Source organism: Bradyrhizobium sp. HKCCYLRH2047, assembly GCF_051168175.1.
Taxonomy (GTDB): Bacteria; Pseudomonadota; Alphaproteobacteria; order Rhizobiales; family Xanthobacteraceae; genus Bradyrhizobium.
The window spans coordinates 112,379-135,507 of sequence record NZ_JBNPUM010000008.1 but is presented as its reverse complement, the minus strand read 5'-3'; the positions used below and the strand labels follow the sequence as shown (position 1 = coordinate 135,507).

General features: G+C 66.3%; 20 protein-coding genes. 10 read left to right on the top strand and 10 right to left on the bottom strand.

What is annotated here, in order from left to right; translation table 11 throughout:
• The first annotated feature begins 307 nt into the window (after window positions 1-307).
• The 5 genes from ACQR1D_RS20020 to ACQR1D_RS20000 all read left to right on the top strand — a co-directional run bounded on the left by ACQR1D_RS20020 (window position 308) and on the right by ACQR1D_RS20000 (window position 8,322).
• Entirely contained in the window at window positions 308-1,948 is a 1,641-nt protein-coding gene (locus ACQR1D_RS20020) for an amino acid ABC transporter permease/ATP-binding protein (RefSeq protein WP_434839387.1), read from the top strand.
• Window positions 1,949-2,186: 238 nt separating this feature from the next.
• A complete protein-coding gene (locus tag ACQR1D_RS20015; protein WP_434893980.1) occupies window positions 2,187-3,428 on the top strand; it encodes an acetamidase/formamidase family protein in 1,242 nt (413 codons plus the stop codon).
• Window positions 3,429-3,709: 281 nt separating this feature from the next.
• Complete coding sequence (locus ACQR1D_RS20010; protein ID WP_434893979.1) at window positions 3,710-6,043, top strand: acetamidase/formamidase family protein; 2,334 nt, start codon at window positions 3,710-3,712, stop codon at window positions 6,041-6,043.
• Window positions 6,044-6,203: 160 nt separating this feature from the next.
• Window positions 6,204-6,587 carry a RidA family protein gene (locus ACQR1D_RS20005; RefSeq protein ID WP_315801983.1) on the top strand — a complete coding sequence of 128 codons (384 nt, stop codon included), beginning with the start codon at window positions 6,204-6,206 and terminating at the stop codon, window positions 6,585-6,587.
• 139 nt (window positions 6,588-6,726) lie between these two features.
• Window positions 6,727-8,322, top strand: coding sequence for a gamma-glutamyltransferase family protein (locus tag ACQR1D_RS20000; protein ID WP_315801982.1), 1,596 nt, complete (start codon window positions 6,727-6,729; stop codon window positions 8,320-8,322).
• 132 nt (window positions 8,323-8,454) lie between these two features.
• Here the strand turns inward: ACQR1D_RS20000 and ACQR1D_RS19995 are convergent, their stop codons facing one another.
• Window positions 8,455-9,411, bottom strand: coding sequence for a threonine/serine dehydratase (locus tag ACQR1D_RS19995; protein ID WP_315801981.1), 957 nt, complete (start codon window positions 9,409-9,411; stop codon window positions 8,455-8,457).
• A 61-nt stretch (window positions 9,412-9,472) separates the two neighbouring features.
• Here ACQR1D_RS19995 and ACQR1D_RS19990 point away from each other — a divergent pair, with 61 nt between their 5' ends.
• Window positions 9,473-9,775 carry an ArsR/SmtB family transcription factor gene (locus ACQR1D_RS19990; RefSeq protein ID WP_315801980.1) on the top strand — a complete coding sequence of 101 codons (303 nt, stop codon included), beginning with the start codon at window positions 9,473-9,475 and terminating at the stop codon, window positions 9,773-9,775.
• Window positions 9,776-10,069: 294 nt separating this feature from the next.
• Here ACQR1D_RS19990 and ACQR1D_RS19985 read toward each other — a convergent pair whose 3' ends face one another.
• Window positions 10,070-10,930, bottom strand: a complete 861-nt coding sequence (locus ACQR1D_RS19985; protein WP_315801979.1) for a LysR substrate-binding domain-containing protein — start codon at window positions 10,928-10,930, stop codon at window positions 10,070-10,072.
• Between the two features lie 200 nt (window positions 10,931-11,130).
• Between ACQR1D_RS19985 and ACQR1D_RS19980 the strand changes: the two genes are divergently transcribed.
• Entirely contained in the window at window positions 11,131-11,880 is a 750-nt protein-coding gene (locus ACQR1D_RS19980) for a haloacid dehalogenase type II (protein ID WP_315801978.1), read from the top strand.
• 59 nt (window positions 11,881-11,939) lie between these two features.
• Here ACQR1D_RS19980 and ACQR1D_RS19975 read toward each other — a convergent pair whose 3' ends face one another.
• From ACQR1D_RS19975 to kynU, 4 genes are all read right to left on the bottom strand, one after another.
• Window positions 11,940-13,445, bottom strand: coding sequence for an amidase (locus tag ACQR1D_RS19975; RefSeq protein WP_315801977.1), 1,506 nt, complete (start codon window positions 13,443-13,445; stop codon window positions 11,940-11,942).
• A 182-nt stretch (window positions 13,446-13,627) separates the two neighbouring features.
• Entirely contained in the window at window positions 13,628-14,455 is an 828-nt protein-coding gene (locus ACQR1D_RS19970; RefSeq protein WP_434839393.1) for an alpha/beta hydrolase, read from the bottom strand.
• 33 nt (window positions 14,456-14,488) lie between these two features.
• Window positions 14,489-15,328, bottom strand: coding sequence for a tryptophan 2,3-dioxygenase (gene kynA / locus ACQR1D_RS19965; protein ID WP_316183188.1), 840 nt, complete (start codon window positions 15,326-15,328; stop codon window positions 14,489-14,491).
• Window positions 15,325-16,518 (bottom strand): kynureninase, encoded by a 1,194-nt coding sequence (gene kynU / locus ACQR1D_RS19960; protein ID WP_316183189.1) that lies wholly within the window; start codon window positions 16,516-16,518, stop codon window positions 15,325-15,327. The genes kynA and kynU overlap by 4 nt, the downstream gene beginning before the upstream one ends.
• A 240-nt stretch (window positions 16,519-16,758) precedes the next feature.
• On the opposite strand from kynU, the gene ACQR1D_RS19955 reads away from it, so the two are divergent.
• Window positions 16,759-17,163 carry a DUF4864 domain-containing protein gene (locus tag ACQR1D_RS19955; protein WP_434839394.1) on the top strand — a complete coding sequence of 135 codons (405 nt, stop codon included), beginning with the start codon at window positions 16,759-16,761 and terminating at the stop codon, window positions 17,161-17,163.
• An 11-nt stretch (window positions 17,164-17,174) separates the two neighbouring features.
• Here the strand turns inward: ACQR1D_RS19955 and ACQR1D_RS19950 are convergent, their stop codons facing one another.
• From ACQR1D_RS19950 to ACQR1D_RS19935, 4 genes are all read right to left on the bottom strand, one after another.
• Window positions 17,175-17,570, bottom strand: a complete 396-nt coding sequence (locus tag ACQR1D_RS19950) for a thioesterase family protein (protein ID WP_315801972.1) — start codon at window positions 17,568-17,570, stop codon at window positions 17,175-17,177.
• Window positions 17,571-17,765: 195 nt separating this feature from the next.
• Window positions 17,766-18,035, bottom strand: coding sequence for a tautomerase family protein (locus ACQR1D_RS19945; RefSeq protein ID WP_315802170.1), 270 nt, complete (start codon window positions 18,033-18,035; stop codon window positions 17,766-17,768).
• Window positions 18,036-18,103: 68 nt separating this feature from the next.
• Complete coding sequence (hisS, locus tag ACQR1D_RS19940; protein ID WP_434839395.1) at window positions 18,104-19,666, bottom strand: histidine--tRNA ligase; 1,563 nt, start codon at window positions 19,664-19,666, stop codon at window positions 18,104-18,106.
• 352 nt (window positions 19,667-20,018) lie between these two features.
• Window positions 20,019-21,098 carry a branched-chain amino acid aminotransferase gene (locus ACQR1D_RS19935; RefSeq protein ID WP_434839396.1) on the bottom strand — a complete coding sequence of 360 codons (1,080 nt, stop codon included), beginning with the start codon at window positions 21,096-21,098 and terminating at the stop codon, window positions 20,019-20,021.
• A gap of 346 nt (window positions 21,099-21,444) precedes the next feature.
• Here ACQR1D_RS19935 and ACQR1D_RS19930 point away from each other — a divergent pair, with 346 nt between their 5' ends.
• Both ACQR1D_RS19930 and ACQR1D_RS19925 read left to right on the top strand, forming a co-directional pair.
• Window positions 21,445-21,993, top strand: coding sequence for a MarR family winged helix-turn-helix transcriptional regulator (locus tag ACQR1D_RS19930; protein ID WP_315801969.1), 549 nt, complete (start codon window positions 21,445-21,447; stop codon window positions 21,991-21,993).
• Complete coding sequence (locus ACQR1D_RS19925) at window positions 21,990-22,721, top strand: response regulator transcription factor (protein WP_315801968.1); 732 nt, start codon at window positions 21,990-21,992, stop codon at window positions 22,719-22,721. Before ACQR1D_RS19930 ends, ACQR1D_RS19925 begins: the two co-directional genes overlap by 4 nt.
• Window positions 22,722-23,129: the final 408 nt, after the last annotated feature.

The following is a 23,129-nucleotide window of genomic DNA, read 5'->3' as shown; positions in this document are numbered from 1 at the left end:
CTGGGTACCCCCCTCCCCAACCCTCCCCCACAAGGGGGGAGGGAGCGCAGCACCGCAGCTGTGACACCTTGCCTCACAGCGACAGCTTCAAGCAGCAAGCGGCTGCTGAATTTCGATCAAACGCTGAGCTTCGCGACTGCTGACCATCTGAGTTCCGATACCGCGCAACAACGCACGCAGACTTCGTAGGGTGGGCAAAGCGCAGCGTGCCCACCTTCTTTCTTCCTTTCTTCCTTCTCTCGAACCACCGCGGTGGGCACGGTGCTTTGCGCCTTTGCCCACCCTACGTAGCCAGGCCGCCCCCCTCATGTCCCTCTTCCTGCATTATCTCAGCATGCCGTATCTGCTGCAGGGCATCGAGCTGACCCTGCAGGTCACCGCGCTCGGCCTGGTCGGCGGTCTCATTCTCGGCCTCGTGCTCGCGGCGATGCAGCTCAGCCGGTTCTGGCCGCTGGCGGCGATCGCGCGCGGCTACACCGTGATCTTCCGCGGCACGCCGCTGATCCTGCAGATGGTGTTCGCCTACGACGCGCTGCCGCATATCGGCATCAAGTTGCCGGCGGTGCTGGCGGCGGGCCTCGCGCTCGCCTGCAACGAGGCGCCGTTCATCGCCGAGATGCTGCGCTCCGGCGTGCTCGGCGTCGATCGCGGCCAGCTCCTGGCCGGCCAGGCGCTGGGCATGACACCCGGCGTCCTGATGCGCCGGATCATCGCGCCGCAGGCGATCCGCACCATGATTCCCGCGTTCGGCAACGAGGCGGTGAGCGCGCTGAAGAACTCCTCGCTCGCCTCCGTCATCGCCGTGCAGGAGCTTACCCTGCGCTCGACGCAGCTCGCGTCCTCCACCTTCGACTTCTTCTCGATCTTCTTCGCCTCGGGTCTCATCTATCTCGTGCTGACCGGCGCGATCAGCGTCATCCAGCTTGCGCTCGAATGGCTGCTCGATCTCGACCGCACGGCGAAGCAGCGCAAGCTGGCGGACTACCTTGCGCTATTGTTACCTCGGCGCCGCGCCGACGTCGCGACGAAGCTGGAGCTCGCGGAGAAGACAGCCCCGGCCATCGAGGCCGCGCCGCCCGAGCCCGCCGAGCTGAAGGAGACGCCGCCGCTCGCCTTGTCGATCGAAGACCGGGCCCGGCGTGCCGCAACGATCGCCCGCAACAACGTCGCCGTCGAGGTCACGGATCTGCGCAAGGCCTATGACGGCAACAAGGTGCTGGACGGCCTCGATCTCACGGTGCGCATCGGCGAGGTGATCGCGCTGCTCGGGCCGTCCGGCTCCGGCAAGAGCACCCTGCTCCGCTGCATCAATCATCTGGAGAACTGGGACGCCGGCAACATCCGCGTCGGCGGCCGCAAGCTCGGTTTCGACGACCGGGGACGCAAGCTGACGCCGCGCGCCATCGCCAACGAGCGCGCCAATGTCGGCGTCGGCATGGTGTTCCAGCAGTTCAATCTGTTCGCGCATCTCACGGCCAAGGAGAATATCGCCGGTCCCTTGCGCTGGGTGCATGGGCTCGGCCGCTTCGAAGCGGAGCGTCGCGCCCTTGAGCTGCTCGACCGTGTCGGCCTGTCGCATCGCGCCGATGCGCTGCCGCGGCATCTCTCCGGCGGCCAGCAGCAGCGCGTCGCGATCGCCCGCGCGCTGGCGCCGAATCCGAGCGTGCTGCTGCTGGACGAGCCGACCTCCGCGCTCGATCCGGAGCTGGTCAACGAGGTGCTGGAGGTGATCCGCCGTCTCGCCATCGACGACGGCCTCACGATGATCATCTCGACGCACCAGATCCGCTTCGCCGACGAGGTCGCCGACCGCGTCGCCTTCCTCAATGGCGGCGTCATCCTCGAGGAAGGCCCCGCACACGAGGTGCTGACCAACCCGCGCCATCCGCTGACCGCGCGCTTCCTCTCGGTGATGGAGGCCGAGCGGCCGAAGGACGCGGTGGCATGAGTTCATCCTTCACGTTAGGAGCGAGCGCTTGCGTGCGGCCATCCTTCGAGACGCCCGCCTGCAGCGGCCTCCTCAAGATGAGGTCCGTGGGTGAGGTGGCCTCGCTTCCGACCCTCATGGTGAGGAGGCGCGCAGCGCCGTCTCCGGACGATGCCTCCGGCATCGCCTTGAGAACCATGAGGCCCGCCCTCGAATTCACCGCACGACAATCTCGATCTCTGAGCAAAGAGGCCCTCGCATGAAACACCATCTGCTGCCGGTGTCCAACAAGACCGTCCATTGGGGCTATTTCTCCAAGGTGGTGACGCCCGCGCTCACCCTGCGCTCCGGCGAGCGCGCCACGATCGAGACGCTGACGCATCACGCCAATGACGACTACGAGCGCATGATCAAGGACGATCCCGGCGCCGAGAGCGTGTTCAAATGGACGAAAGAGCACAAGGCCGTGGCGCGGCGCGGCTCCGGTCCGACCGAGGGCCCGTTCATCCGCGGCTCCGGCGAAGGCATCGGCGTGCATCTGCTGACCGGACCGGTGGCGATCGAAGGCGCCGAGCCCGGCGACGTGCTGGAGGTGCGGATTCTCGACATCCGGCCGCGGCCGAGCCAATGCGGCTGCCATGCCGGCAAATGCTTCGGCTCCAACGCCGCCGCAAATTGGGGCTTCCACTATCACGACCTGATCGAGGAGCCGAAGCCGCGCGAGGTCATCACCATCTTCGAGCTGGACACCACGGGCGAGCCGTTCGCCAAGGCGGTCTACAACTACGTCTGGACGCCGCAGACCGATCCCGACGGCATCGTGCATGCGACCATCGACTATCCCGGCGTGCCGGTCGGCCATGCGACGATCAGGAAGCGCGAGAATATTCTGCCCAATGTGAAGGTGCCGGCGCGACTGCATTTCGGCACCATGGGCCTCGCACCGTCCGAGGCCGACTACGTCTCCTCGATCCCGCCGAGCTACACCGGCGGCAACATCGACGACTGGCGCATCGGCAAGGGCGCGCGGATGTACTATCCGGTCGCCGTACCCGGCGCCTATTTCTCGGTCGGCGATCCCCATGCCGCGCAGGGCGACAGCGAACTCGGCGGCACCGCGATCGAGACCTCGCTGACCGGCGACTTCGAGTTCATCCTGCACAAGAAGAGCGACCTCGGCGGCACGCAGCTCGAGGGCCTGACGCATCCGCTGCTGGAGACCGACCAGGCATGGTCGGTCTACGGCTTCACCTATCCGAACTATCTCGCCGAGCTCGGCGCCAATGCGCAGACCGAGATCGCCAACCACTCCAGTCTCGACCGCGCCATGCGCGACGCCTTCCGCAAGCTCCGCCGCTTCCTGATGACGGTGCACCACCTCAGCGAGGACGAGGCGATCTCGCTGATGTCGGTCGGCGCCGACTTCGGCGTCACCCAGGTGGTCGACGCCAATTGGGGCGTGCATGGCACGATCCGGAAGAACGTGTTCCGGTGTGAGTGATTTTGCGAAACGTATAGCCAGCTCCCGCCCCGCGGATGGTGCGCTCCCTCCCCCCTTGTGGGGGAGGGTTGGGGAGAGGGGTGCCCCGGGGCGAGACCGCCGTTGTGGGCCCCCTCCCCTAACCCCTCCCCACAAGGGGGAGGGGAACCGATCGCGCCTGTGGCACGAGCACCGATCCAAATGAGTGGAGGAATAGCGAACTGAACAACACCGATACACGGCAGGTCATGAAGCTCATCTGGCACGGGGGTTGCTTAGAATTCCCCGACCCGGGGCGTGCCATGAGTTTTCGTCCGTTCACCAGCGAATCCTATGCCGAGGGCGAGCGTCCGGAGGCGTGGCGCGACGTGCTGAATGCGGTCGGGCTACAGCCCGCAGCGAAGACACCATTTTATGATGGCCATGCCACCGCCTCGCATCGCCAAGCGCCGGGCATCGCTCTTTCGCGGCTGTCGGCGGGCGCGCAGGCGATCACTGCGGTTCCGCAGGCCCATGCGGATCTGCCGATCGCCCTGCTCGCGATCGAGGACGGCGCCCTGCTCCGCTGCAGCGACGGCCATCGCATCGTCCCCGCGGGACATCTGATGCTGTTGCCGCGCGCCGGCGACTGGAGCATCGCGTTCCAGCGCGGTCTGCGCGCCATCGTGCTGTCGGTGACGGCGGACGCCCTGCATGGCCGCATCAGCGGCAGGCTGAAATTGGCCCAAGCCCAGGTGATCGCGCCGAGCGGCCTGGCCGACGTGGTCTGCCGCACCATCGAGGCCACCGCACGCGCGCTCGACACCCTGAGCGATGCCGAATGGAGCACGGTCGCGCAGAGCATGGTCGATCTGCTGCTCACACTCGCCCATCAACAAGCCGCGCCGGCGGCGGAGGCCGGCAGCAGCGCGACGCAGGCCGCGATCCTGCACCGGCTCTGCCAGACCATCGAGCGGCGGCTCGACGATGCCGAGCTGACGCCGGCGCGGGTGGCCCAGGCCGAAGGCATTTCCGAGCGCTATCTGCAAAAGCTGTTCGAGAGCGCCGGCGACAATTTCAGCCACTACGTCAAAGAACGGCGGCTGCAACGGGCCTGGACCGACCTGTCAAATCCGGCCGAAGCCAACCATTCGATCTCGGAGATCGCCTATCGCTACGGCTTCGCCGATTCAGCGCATTTCAGCCGCAGCTTCCGCGCCCGCTTCGGCCTGTCGCCGCGCGAATTCCGGCAGCAGAAGGCCGAGCAGGCGGTGACGGCGGCGGCCCCGCGCGGCCAGCGCGGATGGCCGCAGGACGCGCTGGCGCAGCAGCGCGCCTGCGAGAGGCCGGCGTCGGCCAGGAGCGATGTCGCCCTGCCCGCGCCGGCCAACGACCAGGACGCGCAGCGGCATCACCATCATCTGGCGGTCTCGGCCGAGCGTGTGCATTGGGGCTATTTCAGCCGCTCGCTGCCGCCGCAGATCGAAATCGCATCCGGCGACACGATCACGGTGGAGACGCTGACCCAGCATGCCTCCGATGATCCCGAGCTGATGATCGCAGGCGACGCGGCTGCGCTCAGCGTGTTCGGCTGGACCAAGGCGAAGAAGAACGTCGACCGCCGCGGCGCCGGCCCGATGGACGCCAGTGTGTTCGGCCGCGGCGCCGGCGAAGGTTTTGGCGTGCACATCTGCACCGGCCCGGTGGCGATCAAGGACGCGCAGCCCGGCGACGTGCTGGAGGTGCGCATCCTCGACATCGTGCCGCGGCCAAGCCGCAACCCGAAACATGCAGGCCGCGTGTTCGGCTCCAGCGTCGCGGCGTGGTGGGGCTATCACTACAACGAGCTGATCGCCGCGCCGGCGCCGCGCGAGGCGGTGACGATCTACGAGATCTTCGCCGATGCGCCCGAGCCGCATGCCCGCGCGCTGTATTCCTACCGCTGGGAGCCGCAGACCGATCCCAGCGGGATCCTGCACGCCACCTACGACTATCCCGGCGTGCCGGTCGCCCCCGACAGCATCAAGCGCCGCCACGGCGTGCTCGACAACATCCGCATTCCCTTGCGGCCGCATTTCGGCGTCATCGCGGTGGCGCCGCGCGAGGCCGATTTCGTCGATTCGATTCCGCCCTCCTATTTCGGCGGCAATCTCGACAATTGGCGGCTCGGCAGGGGATCGACGGTGTATCTGCCGGTCGCGGTGCCCGGCGCGCTGCTGTCCGTCGGCGATCCCCACGCCACCCAGGGCGACGGGGAGCTCGGCGGCACCGCGATCGAATGCTCGATGACCGGCACGTTCCAGGTGATCCTGCACAAGAAGGCGCTACTCGCGGGGCAGCCGTTCGCCGATCTCTCCTACCCGCTGATCGAAACCGCGACCGACTGGGTGCTGACCGGCTTCAGCCATCCGAACTATCTCGCTGAGTTCGGTGCGCAGGGCCAGAGCGAGGTCTACGCGACCTCCTCGCTCGACCTCGCGATGAAGGACGCGTTCCGCAAGATGCGGCGCTTCCTGATGCACGTCAAAGGCCTGAGCGAGGACGAGGCGGTCGCGCTGATGTCCGCCGCGGTGGATTTCGGCGTGACCCAGGTCGTCGACGGCAATTGGGGCGTCCACGCGATCCTGAGCAAGCGGCTGTTCGAGGATGAACGCTGACGTTCATTGCGCCCCAACTCCATCCCAGATCTCCGTCATTGCGAGCGAGCGAAGCAATCCAGGGCGTCACGCGCTGCCTGGATTGCTTCGTCGCTTCGCTCCTCGCAATGACGACCATTGCTGTCGCTACCACGAAGCCCAACAACAAAGGAGCATCCCTATGCAGTTCCACATGATCTCCGGCGCGACCAGGCCGGTGGCCCCCTTCAGCCACGCCGTCGAGACCGACGGCTTCGTGTTCGTGACCGGCCAGATGCCGGACTCGCCGGAGGCGCCGGGCGTGCTGCCGGAGGGCATCGTGGATCAGACGAAGGCGGTGATGCAGAACTTGAAGTACATCCTCCAAGGTCTCAACCTCGGCCTCGAACATATTGTGATGTCTCGGATTTACCTGACCGAGTTCAAGCGGGATTACGCGGCGATGAATGAAACCTACCGTTCATTCTTCCCGCCGGACCGGCTGCCGGCCCGCACCTGCGTCGGCGTCACCGGCTTGGCCTATGACGCGCTGATCGAGATCGATCTGGTCTGCCGAAGACCATAGTACCCATTGGTAAACATCTCCTCAACGCAAGGCCTCGTCATTCGATCCGGGCTGGGGAGCGTCCCGCTGTCGCCGATTGCGCGCCGACGCCGGCCGGTGTCAATTCGCCAGACCATCAGGCGGGATCGTGGGGAGTGCCATGCCGTACCAGTTTTCCAATCGTCAGCAGATCCGCAAGCCGGCGGTGAGCAGCAAGGGCGGCATCGTCGCGGCACAGTCGCGGCGCGCCGCCGAGATCGGCGCCGAGGTGCTGGCCGCGGGCGGCGACTGCGTCGATGCCGTGGTCGCGACCGGCTTTGCGCTCGGCGTGCTCGAGCCGTGGATGAGCGGCCTCGGCGGCGGCGGCGCGATGGTGCTGTACCGCGCCAGGGACAACCATGTCGAAGTGATCGACTACGGCATGCGCGCGCCCGACAGCCTCGATGTCGCCGACTATCCGCTGGCCAATGACGGCAGCGTCGCGGCCGACATCTTCCCATGGCCCCGCGTCAAGGACGACCGCAATCTGCACGGCCCCGGCGCGATCGCGGTGCCCGGCGTCGTGGCCGGCATGGAGGCGGCGCATCGCCGTTACGCGCGGCTGCCATGGGCGGATCTGGTCACGCCGAGCGTGAAGCTCGCCGCCGAGGGCCTGCTGGTGGACTGGTGGACCACCGTGATGATCTCGAGCTGCGCCGCCGACCTGCGCCGCTATCCCGGCAGCGCCGCGGCCTATCTGAAGGATGGCCTGCCGCCGAATCCGCAATGGGGCGCCAAGGCGGTGACGCGGCTGCCGCAGGAGCAGTTGAAGGCGACGCTGGCCCATCTTGCCAGCGCCGGCGCGCGCGACTTCTACCGCGGCGACATCGCCCGCTCGCTGACCCGCGACATCCAGGCCGCCGGTGGCGCGCTTTCGGTGGATGACCTCGCCGCGTTCGAGGCGCATGTCCGAGAGCCGCTGCGCATTCCCTATCGCGGCGGCGCGGTGTTCGCGACGCCGGAGCTCACCGCCGGCCCGACGCTGGCTCACGCGCTGCGGCTGATGCAGGCGAGCGTAACGGCTTCGGGCAAGGCGCCGGATGCCGGCGCCTTCATCGCCTATGCCGAGGCGGTGCAGGCCGCCTATCGCGAGCGGCTCAACGACATGGGCGACGCGGCGGGCAAGCGCGCGATCGGCGCCGAATATCTGGCACCGGCCTGCACCACGCACTATTCGGTGGTCGATCGCGACGGCAACATGGCGGCGGTGACGCAGACCCTGCTGTCCGGCTTCGGCTCGAAATTCCAGGCGCCGCAGAGCGGCATCATGATGAACAACGGCATCATGTGGTTCGACCCGACGCCCGGCACAACGAATTCGCTGGCCCCCGGCAAGCGCTGCCTCACCAACTACACGCCGGTGGTGGCGCAGGCCGCCGACGGCCGCCGCCTCGCATTGGGCGCCTCCGGCGGCCGCCGCATCCTGCCCGCCGTGGCGCAGATGCTGTCCTTCGTGATGGACTACGGCATGGACCTCGATGCCGCGATCCACCAGCCGCGCATCGATGCCAGCGAAGGCGACGTGGTCGGCGCCGACACCCGGCTGCCGGCGGAGGTGATGGACGCGCTGACGGCGAAGTTCGAGACCGTGCCGGCGCCGGTGCAGACCATGCCGATGAAGTTCGCCTGCCCCAGCGTCGTGCTGCGCCAGGGCGACGCGAACAGCGGCGCGACGGAAATCTTCCATGCCTGGGGCGATGCGGTCGCGGAGAGCTGATCTAATGCGAGACACCGGCTGAACGGCAGTCCGCTCTCTCCGTTCTGCCGAGGCCGCGACGAATACCGCGACCCTACACAGGAGCGGTCTCCGACATCCCATGACGGGGCACAGAATTCACGGACCATCCATCTAGCAACTCTTGAAATTGACCGCTGTGGTGTTGGCGCCGCAGACCAGAACCGCGACGCGCTCGGACGGACCCGCACGGTAGGCACCGGATAGCAGCGCGGCGAAGGCCGCGGCGCCGCCCGGCTCAGTTACGACGCGCAACGTCATCCACAACGCGCGCTGCGCCGCCCTTATGTCGTCGTCGCTGACGATGATCACCTCCGCCGCCGCGAACCGCTGCACGATCGGAAACACGCGCGCGCCGATCTGGCGCGGCGCAAGACTGTCGGCAGCGACGCCACCGGCGGGCGCGTCAACGGGGTGTCCGGCCGCCAGCGCGTCGCGCAGGGTCGGCGCGCCGTCCGACTCCACCGGCACGACCTTGACGCGTCCCTCGTACCACGCGGCGATGCCGCCGATCAGCCCGCCGCCGCCGACCGCCACCAGCAGCGTGTCGATATCATCTGCGTCGCGCTCCACCTCCAGCCCCACCGAGCCCTGCCCCAGCATGGTCTCGGGCTGATCAAACGCATGAATCGGCAAGGCGCCGCTCTCGGCGACATGTCGTTCGCTCGCCGCCAGCGCATCGGCATAGCGATCCCCGCCGACGTGGATCTCCGCGCCGAAGCGCTTGATGAGGTCGATCTTCGACGGCGAGGCGATGCTCGGCACGAAGATCGCTGCTCTCAGGCCAAGACGTTGCGCCGCCAGCGCCACCGCGACACCATGGTTGCCGCCGGACGCCGCGACCACACCGGCCCCCGGCACATCGCGGGTCAGGAGATTGGCGAACGCCCCGCGCGCCTTGAACGAGCCGCCATGCTGCATGAATTCGAGCTTCAGTCGCAATGGGGAAGACGGCAGGCCGAAATCGCCACCATCGACCGTTATCATCGGCGTGCGCCGGACGTAAGGCCGGATCAGCTCATAGGTGGCCGCGATCTGCTGCCGGGTTACCGCTGTCGATATGTCTGACATGCCGCACCTCGTTCCGATCGGCATGTCTTGACATAAATTAGCTAATTGGCAAAGTACCAAAATGGCGCCCGACCGCGTGTTCCGTGCACTGGCCAACGACAAGCGGCTGCAGATCCTGGAGTGGCTGCGCGATCCGACGCGGCATTTTCCGCCACAGAACGATGGCGACCTCGTCAAGGACGGGGTCTGCGGGCTATTCATTGCCGAAAAGCTCGGCGTCTCCGCGCCGACACTGAGCGAGCACATGCGCGTGCTGGTGGCCGCCGGCCTCGTCAAGGCCAAGCGCGCCAAGGGCTGGACGTTCTACAAGCGCGACGAGCAGGGATTGAAGGCGGCGCGACGGCTGCTCAGCGACGCGCTATAGGAATTATGCGAACCTTGGCGGGCAACGGGAATTGCGGCGAAGCGCGCCGAAGCATCGTCCTGTCCACGACGACGGCGCAGCGATTTCTGCGAGGAAAGCTCGCCATGCGCGAAAGGGAGGCGGCGACGGCGTCCTCCTTGATCTTGTCGCTGTCGCTGCGATCGACCCGCTGCACCTCGACTCAGCACCAATCCGGTCGAGGCGTCGATTGGCCCTAGAAGTGCTTCGCGCGCCCTGGCCCTATGCGGCGCAGCCGTCGGGTCGCAAGCGAAGCCCGTTCGGCACAGATCCGAGCTATGGCTGCACGCCCGCTCCCGTCAGCCTCTCGGCGAGAAACGTGGTCAGCTCCCCCACCGTGCGGGAGTTGCTGCGGCCGCGCGCATAGGCGAGCTCGACGGTCGGCAAGCGCGGCAGACCGAGATCCTGCCGGATGATGCGCAACGGCGGCTGCACCAGGGCGCGCGCAAGGACGGTGATTCCCAGCCCCTCGAGCGTCGCCGCCTTGAGGCACTCGAAGCTCGGACTGACGAAGCTGAGATGCCAACGCCGGTCGTTCTGCTTCAGCGACGACATGGCGAAACGCCGATACGTGCAGCCGTCCGGGAAGAGGACGAGAGGGATCGACGCATCGTCGGGCGTGTAGTTCGGCCCACAGACCCAGACCAATTGCTCTGTCAGCACCGAGGTGCCGGTTCGAGCCCCGGCCTCCTGCTTGAAGAAGGCGAGGTCGAATTCGCCGCGGGCGCTCCGCTTCATCAGGCTTTCCGACTGATTGGCTTCGACCTCGATGCCCACCATCGGATTCTTGGTCTTGAACCGCGCGAGCCACGTGGTGAAGTCGCGGCCAAAAAAGTCGAGCGGAACCCCCAGACGAACGAAACCGAGGAGGACATCCTCGCACATCGAGGCATAGGCCTCGTCATTGAGCTGGAGAATACGCCGCGCGTATTGGACGAAGCGGTCACCCTCGGGGGTCAGCTCCAGAACGCGGCCCTTGCGCCGCGTCAACAATGGCTTGCCCACCTGCAATTCCAGCTTGGACATCTGTTGGCTGATCGTCGACTGCGATCGCCCGACGGACTCTGCGGCCCGCGAGAAGCTCATCGTGTCCGCGATCACGAGAAACGATCTGAGGCAGTCGATATCGAAGTTCACGACAGTCCCCGCTATCGAAAAAGACGATACCAACATCGTCATAATTCACTTTGTCGGTCGGAACACACTTCGTAAAGACCAGAGTTGCGGCATGGGATGCCGGAACTCGCGTCAAGTCCCTGACGCGACGCAACGGGACTGCATTGCGGTCCCTTGCCGCACTTCGCGTACAAAACCGCTCCGACACAAGGACCATCCCCGTGGCGATCAGCACCGTCGTCTTCGACGCCTACGGCACCCTCTACGACATTCAATCGGTGGCGTCGGTCACCGAGCAGGCTTTCCCGGGCCGTGGCGACATGATCACGCAGATCTGGCGGATGAAGCAGCTCGAATACACCTGGCTGCGCTCGCTGATGCGGCGCTACGAGGATTTCGAGGCGGTGACTCGCCAATCCCTGGTCTATACGCTCCGGATCCTCGGCCTTGGCTACGAAGAAGCGCTGCTCGAGGTGATCATGGACAAATATGTCCACCTCGATCCCTACCCGGACACGCTGTCCACCCTTGAGCGTCTCCAGGACCGCAAGCTGGCGATCCTTTCGAATGGTGCCCCTGCGATGCTGGACGCGCTGGTACGCAACACCGGTCTCGATCGGTTTCTCGACAAGACCATCAGCGTCGACAGCAGAGCGACGTTCAAGCCGAGTCCCGAGGCCTACTCCCTGATCGAGTCCGAGCTCGGAGCCGCGCCCGCCGAAGTCCTGTTCGTGTCCTCGAATCCGTGGGACGCGATCGGTGCCAAGGCTGCCGGGCTGACCGTGGCATGGATCGAGAGGGTCACGCCCGAAGCGATGGCCGCAGCCTGTGAAAGCTGCGCGCTCGTTGCGCCGCTGACGATGTTCAAGGCGATGCGGATGCAGATGGACGAGCTCGGGCTCGCGCCCGATCACCGGGTCCGGGGACTGTTCGATCTGCCCGGGCTGCTGCCACCCATTGCCAGGCCGTAGATCCCCTCAGATCCCGCGCCGCATCCGACGAGCACCTGCTGTCGGGACGACGTCATCCTTCACTGGTAGCACGCCTCCAGTGCGGAAGCCGCCCGGTACAACGTCGACTCGTCGAGGTGACGCGCGACCAGCATCGCGCCGATCGGACGGCCGTCCGCCGTCTTCCCAACCGGAACGGAGATCGCGGGATGCCCGGTGAGGCAGGTCGGCGCGGTATTACCGACCATCTCGAAGGCGCGGCCGATGATCTCCTCCCGCGACGCCCCGGCGGACGGCAGCCGGGTCGCTGCCATCGGCGTGGTCGGCATCAGAAGCAGATCGGCCTGTTCGAGCGCGCGATCATAATCTCCCGTGAGCAGGCGGTTGAGGTTCTGTGCCTTGCCGTAGTAGCGGCCGCGATTGCGCGACGACATATAGTGGCCGGTCAGGATGCCGAGCTTCAGCGTCTCGGACAATTCTCCGGCCCGATCGCGCCAGCGCGCGTGGGCATCGAGCAGGCTCTCCAGAAACACGCCCTTCATGTTGGTACCATAGGCGTTGCTGCGCATCATCAGATCGGTGGCGCCTTCGAGAAAGATCGGCGTCCAGATTGCAGCCCCGGCGGCATGCAGCGGCACTGCGACCTCACGGACGTCGGCCCCCTTGGCTGCGAGACGACCGGCCGCCTCGCGCACGCGGTCGTCCACCTCGGTCTCGGCGCCGGCCGTGCCGAACCCTTCGGGCACCACGCCGATGCGCAAGCCGGCCACGCCTTGCCGCAGCGCCTGCGTATAGGGCTGTGACGAGGCACCGCGCTGCCGCGGATCGAGCCCGTCCGGCCCTGCCATCACCTCGAGCATCAATGCGTTGTCGGCCACGGTGCGGGTGATCGGGCCGGCGTGATCGACCGTCAATTCGACCGCGAAGATGCCCGTATAGGGCACGAGGCCGTGCGTCGGCTTCAGGCCGACGGCACCACAATAGGACGCGGGGATGCGGATCGAGCCCCCCTGGTCGCCGCCGGTGGCCATGTCGACGATGTTGGCCATGACCAGGGCGGTGGATCCTGAAGACGATCCACCGGCATTGTAGCCGGGCACGACCGGATTCTCGACGACCCCATTGGCTGAGGTGTGACTGCCGCCGGAGGCGCAGTAGTATTCGCAGACGGCCTTGCCCAGAATGTCCGCGCCGGCGTCCAAGAGGCGCGTGACGATCGTCGCATCGATCTCCGGGACGTAGCCCTCGAGGATGGTCGCACCATTCATCATGGGAAGGCCGGCGACGCAGACATTATCCTTGATGGCGACGCGCCTGCCCTTGAGCTTGCCGTCCGCAGCGCCCTGGATGTGCGCGGTGACGGCCCAGGCGCCGAACGGATTGTCCTCCGGTAGCGGGCGTGTTCCTGAGGGCCTCGGATATTTGACCTCGGGCAGCGGCGCCGCCATCTCGTCGACGAGATCGTACGCGTCGAGCTGCCCCTGCATCAGCGCAAGGAACGACAGCGCATTGGCATCATCGAGATCGAGGCCGATCTCGCGCGCGGCCTGTTGCAGCTCGGTAGCAGTCGGACGTCGGACTGGCATCAAGGCCTCTCGATCGCGGTGCGACCACGTCCACGCGCAACGGAGCAAGGTGGACGAGGTCGACGTTCAACACGCGAAAGAGTAGCCAGCCGCCGAGGTGTTCCAAAATGAGTTATGTCGATAGCCGTAATTTGCTTTGACGATTAAGCGTGGCCGCGACCTCGAACCCACGCGGGAGCTGCCTACATCTCCACCAGCGCCTTCACCAGCCCGCTCTCCGCATCAGCCAGATCGTCGACCACGTCGAAATGGTGCCGGTCCGGCGCCTCGACATAGGCGGTCGTAGCACCCAAGCCGATCCAGATGTTTGCGAGCAATTGCGCCTGACGGCGGAATTCGTTGCGCTCGGCGCCGCCGACCCAGGCGGTGACCTTGACGCCGTCGATCGGCGCGAGCAGCGCCGGGCTCTCGCGCAGCGCCGTGGCGTCGTCGATATGTAGCGTGTCGTTCATCACGGTCCGCTGCAGCGGGCGCAGATCGTGCAGGCCGGAGAGCGAGACCACGCTGGTGATGCGCGCCTGTCGCTCCGGCGACAGCGGGGCGCCGCGGCAGATCATGCGGGTGACGAGATGGCCGCCGGCGGAATGGCCGGTCAGCGCCACGGGACCGGCAACCTCGTCCATCGCCTTCGCGACCGCCTGCGCGACATCGGCCGAAATGTCGGCGATGCCGACCTCGGGACACAGCCGGTAGGACGGCATCGCCACGGCAAAGCCGCGCGCGATTGGACCTTGCGCGAGATGCGACCAGAAGCTCTTGTCGAGGCGCATCCAGTAGCCGCCATGCACGAACACGACGAGCCCCTTTGGCGTGCCCTCAGGCAGGAACAGGTCGAGGCGCTGGCGCTCATGTGCGCCAAAGGCAATGTCGAGCCTGGCGCGGCCCTGCCCGGCCAACGCCGTTCGATACGCCTCGGCCGGCGCGACCCACAGGCCGGGCCAGCGCTCGCCGCCGGCGATGTTCGGGCCGTTGGCGTAGGCGTTGTCCCAGTCCTTGACGGCATACAGCATGATAATCTCCTGATCGAATGAGCGCGCGATGGCTCAGAGGCCGGTGCGCAGCTTCCAGAGTTCGGGGAACAGCACGATCTCCAGCATCTTGCGCAGATAGTTGACGCCTGACGTGCCGCCGGTGCCGGTCTTGAAGCCGATGATGCGCTCCACCGTGGTGACGTGATTGAAGCGCCACCGGCGGAAATAGTCCTCGAAGTCGACCAGCTTCTCGGCGAGCTCATACAGCTCCCAATGCCGCTGCGGATCGCGATAGACGCTGGTCCAGGCGGCCGCGACCTCCGGGCTCTCGGCGCGGGTGCCGCGCCAGTCGGTGCGCTGCCCGTCGACGCCGATGAAGAAGCCGCGCCGTGCCAAGAGCCGCAGTGCTTCGTCATACAGGCTGGGCTTCGCCAGGATCGCCTCCAGCTCGGCGGTCAGCTCCGGATGATGCGCATGCGGGCGCAGCATCGCCAGATTGCGGTTGCCGAGCAGGAATTCGATCGAGCGATACTGGAACGACTGGAAGCCGGAGGACTCGCCGAGCTTGTCGCGGAACAGCGTGTACTCGCTCGGCGTCATCGTGCGCAGCACGTCCCAGGCGCCGTTGAGCTGCTCGAAGATGCGCGACACTCTTGTCAGCATCTTGAACGCCGGCTGCACGTCGTCCCGGGCGATCGCCGCCATGGCGGCCTTGATCTCGTGGATCGCGAGCTTCATCCACAATTCGGAGGTCTGGTGCTGGATGATGAACAGGAGCTCATCATGCGCCGACGACAGCGGCGCCTGCGCATCGAGCAGGCGATCCAGCATCAGATAGTCGCCATAGGACATCCGTCCCTTGAAGTTCATCCGCGCCCCCTCGGTGGCGGGATCGTAGGGCGCGCTGCTCACGTCACGAGCTCCTTCTGGCGATACTCGGGCTTGTCCCACAGCTTGTCGGCAAGCACCTCTTCGAGAATGTCGACGGCGCCGCGCACCTCGCTCTCGCCGATGTAGAGCGGCGTGAAGCCGAAGCGCAGCGCGTCGGGCGCGCGGAAATCGCCGATCACGCCGCGCGCGATCAGCGCCCGCATGATCGCATAGCCGTCCGGATGGCGGAACGACACCTGGCTGCCGCGGCGCGACGCATCGCGCGGCGAGGCCAGTGTCAGCGACGGACAGCGCCTCTCGACCTCGGCGATGAACAATTCCGACAGCGCGATGGAGGCTTTGCGCACGTCCTGCATCGACACGCCGTCCCAGGCGTCGAGCGCGGCATCCAGCGCGGCCAATGCGATGATCGGCGGCGTGCCGATGCGCATCCGCTCGATGCCACCGCCGGGGCGATAATCGAGATCGAAGGCGAACGGCGCCTCGTGGCCCATCCAGCCGGACAGCGCCGGCGGCGCGATGTCTGCGTAACGCGGCGCGACATAGATGAAGGCCGGCGCGCCGGGACCGCCATTGAGATATTTGTAGGTGCAGCCGACCGCAAAGTCGGCCTCCGCGCCGGCGAGATCGACCGGCACCGCGCCGGCGGAATGCGCGAGGTCCCATACCGTGAGCGCGCCGGCCGCGTGCGCCTTTGCCGTCAGCACCTTCATGTCGTGCATGCGGCCGGTGCGGTAGTCGACCTCTGTCAGCATCAGCACCGCGACGCTGTCGTCGATCGCAGCCTCGACCTGCTCCGGCTCGACCACCTTCAAGGTGGCGCGGTCGCCGAGCATGCGGACCAGGCCCTGCGCCATGTAGAGATCGGACGGAAAATTGCCGCTGTCGGACAGGATCACGCGACGGCCCGGATTGAGCGACAGCGCCGCGGCCAGCGCCTGATACACCTTGATCGAGAGCGTATCGCCCATCACGACCGTGCCGGGCGCGGCCCCAATCAGCCGCGCGATACGGTCGCCGACGCGGCGCGGCTGCACCATCCATCCCGCGCTATTCCAGCCGCGGATCAGCTCCCGTCCCCACTCAGCCTCGATCATCCGGGCAACGCGGGCGGGCACGGCGGACGGCAGCGCGCCGAGCGAATTGCCGTCGAGATAGATGACCCCGTCAGGGATCGTGAAGAGCGATCGAGTCGTGGAAAAATCGGTCATGCGGCTCCTGCTTCGTTCACGGCCTGAATGCATGATTCGCGCCGGATCAGGCCAGATCAAGCCGATCCGATCGCGACCGGCACCGCGCGGGCCGCATGGCTCGCGAAGACGTGACGATGGCGACACAATCCAGCCGGCCGATCGCCGCCGGCCCGCGACATTGACGCGCGACGGCAGGCTTGTCACGCACGGTCCATGGCGCATGATGGATCGACCCGACCTGCCGATGGAGGACATGACATGCGCATTCTGATGCCGCTCGTCCTGCTGCTGTCACTGTTGGCCCACCCCGCCGCCGCGGCGGACGCCAGCGCGGCGCAGAGCGTCATTCGCGCCCAGGAACAGGCCCTGGCGCGCGACGACGGCGCGACCGCCTATGCCCAGGCCGCGCCGGAAATCCAGGCCTTGTTTCCGAGCGTCGAGATCTTCATGAGCATGGTCAAGAGCGGCTACCCGCCGGTCTATCGCCATCGCAGCTTCGAATTCGGCGCCGCGCAGGTCGATGACGGCAGCGTCGCACAGCGCGTCCACATCGTCGATGCCGAAGGCGAGGCGTGGGAGGCGCTGTACACGTTGCAGACCCAGCCCGACGGCAGCCTCAGGATCACCGGCTGCTCGCTGTTGAAGACGGGCCAGTCGGTCTAGCGCGGAGCGGTTCAGGTCACGCCGAACCGCTTCTTGAACTGCGCGACATTGATGAGGCCGCGACCGTGGCGGCCGTCGCCGATCTTCACCTCGCCATGATACGCCTCGACCGAGAAGCGGATGACGCGGCGCTCGACCTCGATCACCTCGGCAACCGTGCGAATGGTGGCGCCGACCGGCGACGCCGCGAGATGGCGGACGTTGACCTCGGTGCCGACCGTCACCCAGCCCGGCGGCAGCACCGGGTTGATGGCGTCGCCCGATGTCATCTCCATCTCCAGGATCATCATCGGCGTCGCATAGACCATGGGCATATGAGGAACAAAGTGCCCCACGGTGCGCTCCGGCGGCACCACCAGCAGGCGCTCGGCGCGCATGCCCGGTTTGATGATCTCACGTGCGTCCATGATCGCTCCAAGTTCAGATGTCGTCCGGACAAGCTGCGACGCGCGTCAGTGCGGCGTAGTGCCGATCCGGGACCCATACGCCGCGGCGGTCGTGATGAGCAAAAGGCCAACGACCAGCATGCCTCAAACCGCTTCCTGGGGCTGTGGTCCCTAGGCCGTGCGCAATTGCGCGCCGAGCAGGGACGACAGCAGCGCCTACTTCTTCTGCTCGGCCAGACGCTCGACGAAGGTCTTGCCGCCTTTCATCTTGTGCGTCAGCGGCGCCTCGTTGATCTGGATCACCACCGCTTCCGGATCGACGCCGAGATGCGTCACCAGGGCCTTGGTGATGTCACGCATCATGTTGGCCTTCTGCTCGTCGGTGCGGCCGGCGGCCATGCTCACTGTGATCTCGGGCATTCGTTGCTCCCTGTTAGTTAGTCCTGTCCCAAGCCTGTCATTGCCGGGCTTGCCCCGGCAATCCATCATTCTGAAATGAAAGGCCGTCGTGAAGCGATGGATGCGCGGGTCAAGCCCGCGCATGACGAGTCCTGTTACCCCCAGCTCACGTCGTGGCGCGCGAGCACCTCGCGGACGCCGGCGACGAGTTCGTCCTCCTTGGCTGAGAACTGCGCCGGGCGGCTCTCGCGCCATTCCTGGTTGGAGGCGATCGCGGCCGCCGCCTTGGCGCCCTCGATCAGGTCCTTGATCTGCACCTCGCCGCGCGCCTTCTCGTCCGAGCCCTGGATGATCACGCAGGGTGCGTTGCGGCGGTCGGCATATTTGAGCTGGTTGCCCATGTTCTTGGGATTGCCGAGATAGAGCTCGGCGCGGATGCCGTGATTGCGCAAGGTCGACACCATCTTCTGATAGTCGGCGACGCGGTCGCGGTCGAAGACCGTGACGACGACGGGGCCGAAAGCCGGCCGCGTGTCGAGCTTGCCGAGCAGGGTCAGCGCCGCCTGCAGCCGCGAGACACCGATGGAGAATCCGGTCGCCGGCACCGGCTCGCCGCGGAAGCGCGACACCAGGCCATCGTAGCGCCCGCCGCCGCCGACCGAGCCGAAGCGCACGGGACGGCCCTTCTCGTCCTTGGTCTCGAGCAGCAGTTCGACCTCCAGGACTGGACCCGTGTAGTATTCGAGGCCGCGGACGACGGAAGTATCTATTCTGATTCGATCTTCGCCATAACCAGAAGCCCTTACGAGCTTCGCGATATCGACGAGCTCAGACATCCCTTGCCTTGAAAGGTCCTGCCCCTCTTTCGAGAAGAAGAACTCGCCTGGGACCTCGCCAGTCATCGACTGGCGCTCTATTCCATCAGCCCGATCTTCGAACTCGATCTTAAACTTCAGCGACTCAAAGACGGCATCAATCTGTCGCTCGTTGAGTTGTGCGCCCTTGGTGAAGTCTCCGCTCTCGTCTTTTCGACCGTCGCCCAATAGAAGACGCACGTCTTTTTGATCAAACTTATCCAGCTTATCGATCGCTCTGAGAACGGTAAGACGACGTCCAGCATTGTCTTGTCCGCCCAAGCCGATCCGCTCGAGCACACCATCTAGTAGCTTGCGGTTGTTCACTTTCACCACGTACTGGCCGCGCGCAATGCCCAGCGCCTCCATGGTGTCAGCAGCCATCATACACATCTCGGCATCCGAGGCCGCCGCGGCTTGTCCTGACGAGGCTGTCCCAATGGTGTCGGCATCAAACTGCATGAACTGGCGGAAGCGGCCGGGCCCCGCCTTCTCGTTGCGATATACGTAACCGTAGCGATAGCTGCGGTACGGGAGAACTAGATGCTCCGTGCCGTACCGCTCGGCGACATAGCGCGCCAGCGGCGCAGTCAGGTCGTAGCGCAGCGAGATCCACTGCTCGTCATCGTCCTGGAACGAGAACACGCCCTCGTTCGGACGATCCTGGTCGGGCAGGAACTTGCCGAGCGCGTCGGTGTATTCGAATGCCGGCGTCTCCACCGGCTCGAAGCCGTAGCGCTCGTAGACGGCGCGGATCTTCTCGACCATCTCGCGCGTCGCGGCGATCGCCGCCGGGCCGCGATCCTCGAGCCCGCGCGGCAGCCGCGCCTTCAGCTTCTGGGGTTTCTTGGGTTTGTCGGACATCGGACTCGACACGTAGGGTGGGCAAAGCGCAGCGTGCCCACCATGGGCTGGATGACGTCGCAGCGGTCGGCACGGCCCGCTTGCGCGGTCCTTGGCCCACCCTGCGGGATGGAATGCGTTGCCTGAGGTGGTAGCAGCCGCGACAGGGTGCGGCAACCCGCGGGAGGCGTCGGTCACCCGCGCATCCATGTCAGTGAGAGCGAAGCTATCGCCATCCATGCGGTGCGCCCCCTCTCCCGCTTGCGGGGGAGGGTTGGGGTGGGGGCGCCACAGCGGCAGTCTTCGTGGCGCCCCCCACCCCAGCCCTCCCCCGCAAGCGGGGGAGGGAGCGCACCGTCAGCGGAGCCCCGCCCTACTTCACATCCCTGATCCACTGATGCGGATCCGCGCTGCGGCCGTACTGGATGTCGACCAGCTGCTTGCGCAGGCCCATGGCGACCGGGCCGGCCTCGCCGCCGTTGATCAGGACATCGCCGCTCGCCGAGCACACCTTGCCGATCGGGGAGATCACCGCGGCGGTGCCGCAGGCGAACGCCTCCTTCAGCTTGCCGCTCTTGGCATCCGCCCGCCACTGGTCGATCGAATATGCCTCCTCGCGCACCTCGCGGCCGGCATCGCGCGCCAGCGCGATCAGGGAGTCGCGGGTGATACCCGGCAGGATGGTGCCGAGCGGCGGCGTCGACAGCGAGCCATCGTCGAACACGAAGAACACGTTCATGCCGCCGAGCTCCTCGACATAGCGGCGCTCGATCGCATCCAGGAACACGACCTGGTCGCAGCCATGGGTGATCGCCTCGGCCTGCGCCTTGAGGCTCGCGGCATAATTGCCGCCGCACTTCACGCCGCCGGTGCCGCCGACGGCGGCGCGAGTGTAGTTCTCCGAGACCCAGATCGAGACCGGCGCCGGGCCGCCCTTGAAATAGGAGCCGACCGGCGAGGCGATCACCGCGAAGATGTACTCCGCCGACGGCTTCACGCCGAGGAACACCTCGCTGGCGATCATGAACGGACGCAGATAGAGGCTGCCCTCGCCGCCCGGGATCCAGGCGCGGTCGATTTGAACCAGCCGCTCGACCGCCTCGATGAAGACCTCCGGCGGCAACTGCGCCATCGCCATGCGCTCGGCCGAATTCCAGAACCGCTTGGCATTGGCGTCGGGGCGGAACAGGTTCACGCCGCCGTCGTCGCGCTTGTAGGCCTTGAGCCCCTCGAAGATCTCCTGCGCATAGTGCAGGACGGCCGCCGCCGGATCGAGCGGGAAGTTGGCGCGGGATTCGACCCGCGCGCTGTGCCACCCCTTGTCCTGGCTGTACTGGACCACGGCCATGTGGTCGGTGAACACCCGGCCGAAGCCCGGGTTGGCGAGCCTGGCAGCGCGCTCCTGGTCGGAGGTCGGGTTCGTCGTCGGCTTGATGTCGAATGTCAAAGTCATGTCCTTGCTTCCCCCGCTCTGATCGCCATTCGCGAGTTCTGGGGCCGACCCGTCCGATCGGGCCAGTCGGCTTCTTGAATTTCGGACCTGCCGCGACCGGCTTTGGGCCGGTCCCCGGGCAAGCATGCCACCACAGGACATGCTTTTGCGCCCGGCGGAAGTCCAGTATGGTTTGCCGAAATGCCGCTCGACATCACACGGTTGTTCGATACGTCGCCCAAGGATGCCCGTCGGGGTTGCCTACGGCCCGTTCAGACACGCCTGGAGACCATCGCCCGCCGATGAAACGATCTAAAATTTCGTAGCGGACGATTGTTTTGTAACATTGAACCGCAGAAACGTCAATATGGCTGACATAAATTTCTCGTCCCCGACGTTGAGCCCCGAGCTGCGCGCGGCTGAGCCCTCCGCCGCCGCCGGCGAGCCGCTGCGCTGGGACATCATCGAGCTCCTGTTCTTCGCCTATCGCGACTTCGTCGGCGATGCCGACCACGAGCTGGAGGCGTTCGGCTTCGGCCGCGCGCATCACCGCGTGATGCATTTCGTCACACGCTATCCCGGCCTGAAGGTCGCCGATCTGCTCGACGTTCTCCGCATCACCAAGCAGTCGCTCGGACGCGTGCTCAAGCAGCTGCTGGACGAAGGCTACATCGTGCAGAAGACCGGCAACAACGACCGCCGGCAGCGCCTTCTTTTCGCCACGCCGAAGGGCGAGGCGCTGGTCGCCAAGCTGGCCGGGCTGCAGACGCGGCGCATCGACCGCGCGCTGGAGCAGATCGGGCCTGCTGGCGCCGAGAAGGTCCGGCAGTTCCTGCGCGCGATGATCGATCGCGACGATCCGGACAAGGTGCTGGAAGCCATCTTCAAGACGCCTGTCGCCGCTGCCAAGGAGTGACCGTGACGATCGCCGCCATCGCACCGCATCATCAGCAGACGCCGGCCGACGACGCACCGCATCTCCTGCTCGTCGACGACGACCGCCGCATCCGCGATCTGCTGTCTCGCTTCCTGCGCGGCGAAGGCTATCGCGTCACCACGGCGGCGAGCGCGAGCGACGCCCGCGCCAAGCTGACGGGGCTGCATTTCGATCTGCTGATCCTCGACGTGATGATGCCCGGCGAAAGCGGCTTCGACCTCGCCCGCTTCATCCGCACGCAATCCTCGGTGCCGATCGTGATGCTGACCGCGCGGGCCGAGCCGGAGAGCCGCATCGAGGGCCTGCAGCTCGGCGCCGACGACTACGTCGCAAAACCGTTCGAGCCGAGAGAGCTCGCGCTGCGCATCGGCAACATCCTCAAGCGAGCCGCGCCGCCTCCGGCGGAAGAGGTCGTCGAGCAGATCGGGTTCGGCCCGTTCGTCTACCATCTGGCGCGCGGCGAGCTGAAGCAGGGCGAGGAGATCGTCCACCTCACCGACCGCGAGCGCGAGATGCTGCGCATCCTTGCCAATGCCCGCGGCGAGACCGTGCCGCGCGGCGCGCTGACCGGCAACGGCACCGTCAACGAGCGCGCCGTCGACGTCCAGATCAACCGCCTGCGCCGCAAGCTGGAGAGCGATCCGGCCAACCCGCTGTTCCTGCAGGCCGTGCGCGGCATCGGCTACCGGCTGATGGTGACGGGTTGAGAGCGGGTTGATGACCGGCGGCTCCGACCACGTTGCTCTTCTTGCGCGTTGCGCCAGTGAGCACGCTTATTCTCTCCGGTTGGATTCGAGCTCTCGCCACGAGCGCGGTCTCAGCCTCTCCCCGCCTGCGGGGAGAGGTCGGATTGCATCGTCAGATGCAATCCGGGTGAGGGGGTACAGGTCTCACCACAAACACTCCCCGTGCGGCTGCCCCTCACCCCAGCCCTCTCCCTGTAAGAACGGGGAGAGGGAGCAGACCATCGCCGGTGCAAGAACTTCGAACCCATCCGCCAGGGCTGCGGCTCTCACTTCCTCGCCGCAAGAGTTGAGGCGCCCCAATCTCTCCCCGTCATTGCGAGCGAAGCGAAGCAATCCAGAGTCCCGCGATGACCCTGGATTGCTTCGTCG

What these genes read in the sequence shown, in the direction of transcription:
- ACQR1D_RS20020 (WP_434839387.1), top strand. Translation starts at nt 308, where the DNA reads ATGTCCCTCTTCCTGCATTATCTCAGCATGCCGTATCTGCTGCAGGGC.
- ACQR1D_RS20015 (WP_434893980.1), top strand. Translation starts at nt 2,187, where the DNA reads ATGAAACACCATCTGCTGCCGGTGTCCAACAAGACCGTCCATTGGGGC.
- ACQR1D_RS20010 (WP_434893979.1), top strand. Translation starts at nt 3,710, where the DNA reads ATGAGTTTTCGTCCGTTCACCAGCGAATCCTATGCCGAGGGCGAGCGT.
- ACQR1D_RS20005 (WP_315801983.1), top strand. Translation starts at nt 6,204, where the DNA reads ATGCAGTTCCACATGATCTCCGGCGCGACCAGGCCGGTGGCCCCCTTC.
- ACQR1D_RS20000 (WP_315801982.1), top strand. Translation starts at nt 6,727, where the DNA reads ATGCCGTACCAGTTTTCCAATCGTCAGCAGATCCGCAAGCCGGCGGTG.
- ACQR1D_RS19995 (WP_315801981.1), bottom strand. Translation starts at nt 9,411, where the DNA reads ATGTCAGACATATCGACAGCGGTAACCCGGCAGCAGATCGCGGCCACC.
- ACQR1D_RS19990 (WP_315801980.1), top strand. Translation starts at nt 9,473, where the DNA reads ATGGCGCCCGACCGCGTGTTCCGTGCACTGGCCAACGACAAGCGGCTG.
- ACQR1D_RS19975 (WP_315801977.1), bottom strand. Translation starts at nt 13,445, where the DNA reads ATGCCAGTCCGACGTCCGACTGCTACCGAGCTGCAACAGGCCGCGCGC.
- ACQR1D_RS19970 (WP_434839393.1), bottom strand. Translation starts at nt 14,455, where the DNA reads ATGCTGTATGCCGTCAAGGACTGGGACAACGCCTACGCCAACGGCCCG.
- kynU (WP_316183189.1), bottom strand. Translation starts at nt 16,518, where the DNA reads ATGACCGATTTTTCCACGACTCGATCGCTCTTCACGATCCCTGACGGG.
- ACQR1D_RS19955 (WP_434839394.1), top strand. Translation starts at nt 16,759, where the DNA reads ATGCGCATTCTGATGCCGCTCGTCCTGCTGCTGTCACTGTTGGCCCAC.
- ACQR1D_RS19950 (WP_315801972.1), bottom strand. Translation starts at nt 17,570, where the DNA reads ATGGACGCACGTGAGATCATCAAACCGGGCATGCGCGCCGAGCGCCTG.
- ACQR1D_RS19945 (WP_315802170.1), bottom strand. Translation starts at nt 18,035, where the DNA reads ATGGATTGCCGGGGCAAGCCCGGCAATGACAGGCTTGGGACAGGACTA.
- hisS (WP_434839395.1), bottom strand. Translation starts at nt 19,666, where the DNA reads ATGTCCGACAAACCCAAGAAACCCCAGAAGCTGAAGGCGCGGCTGCCG.
- ACQR1D_RS19935 (WP_434839396.1), bottom strand. Translation starts at nt 21,098, where the DNA reads ATGACTTTGACATTCGACATCAAGCCGACGACGAACCCGACCTCCGAC.
- ACQR1D_RS19930 (WP_315801969.1), top strand. Translation starts at nt 21,445, where the DNA reads ATGGCTGACATAAATTTCTCGTCCCCGACGTTGAGCCCCGAGCTGCGC.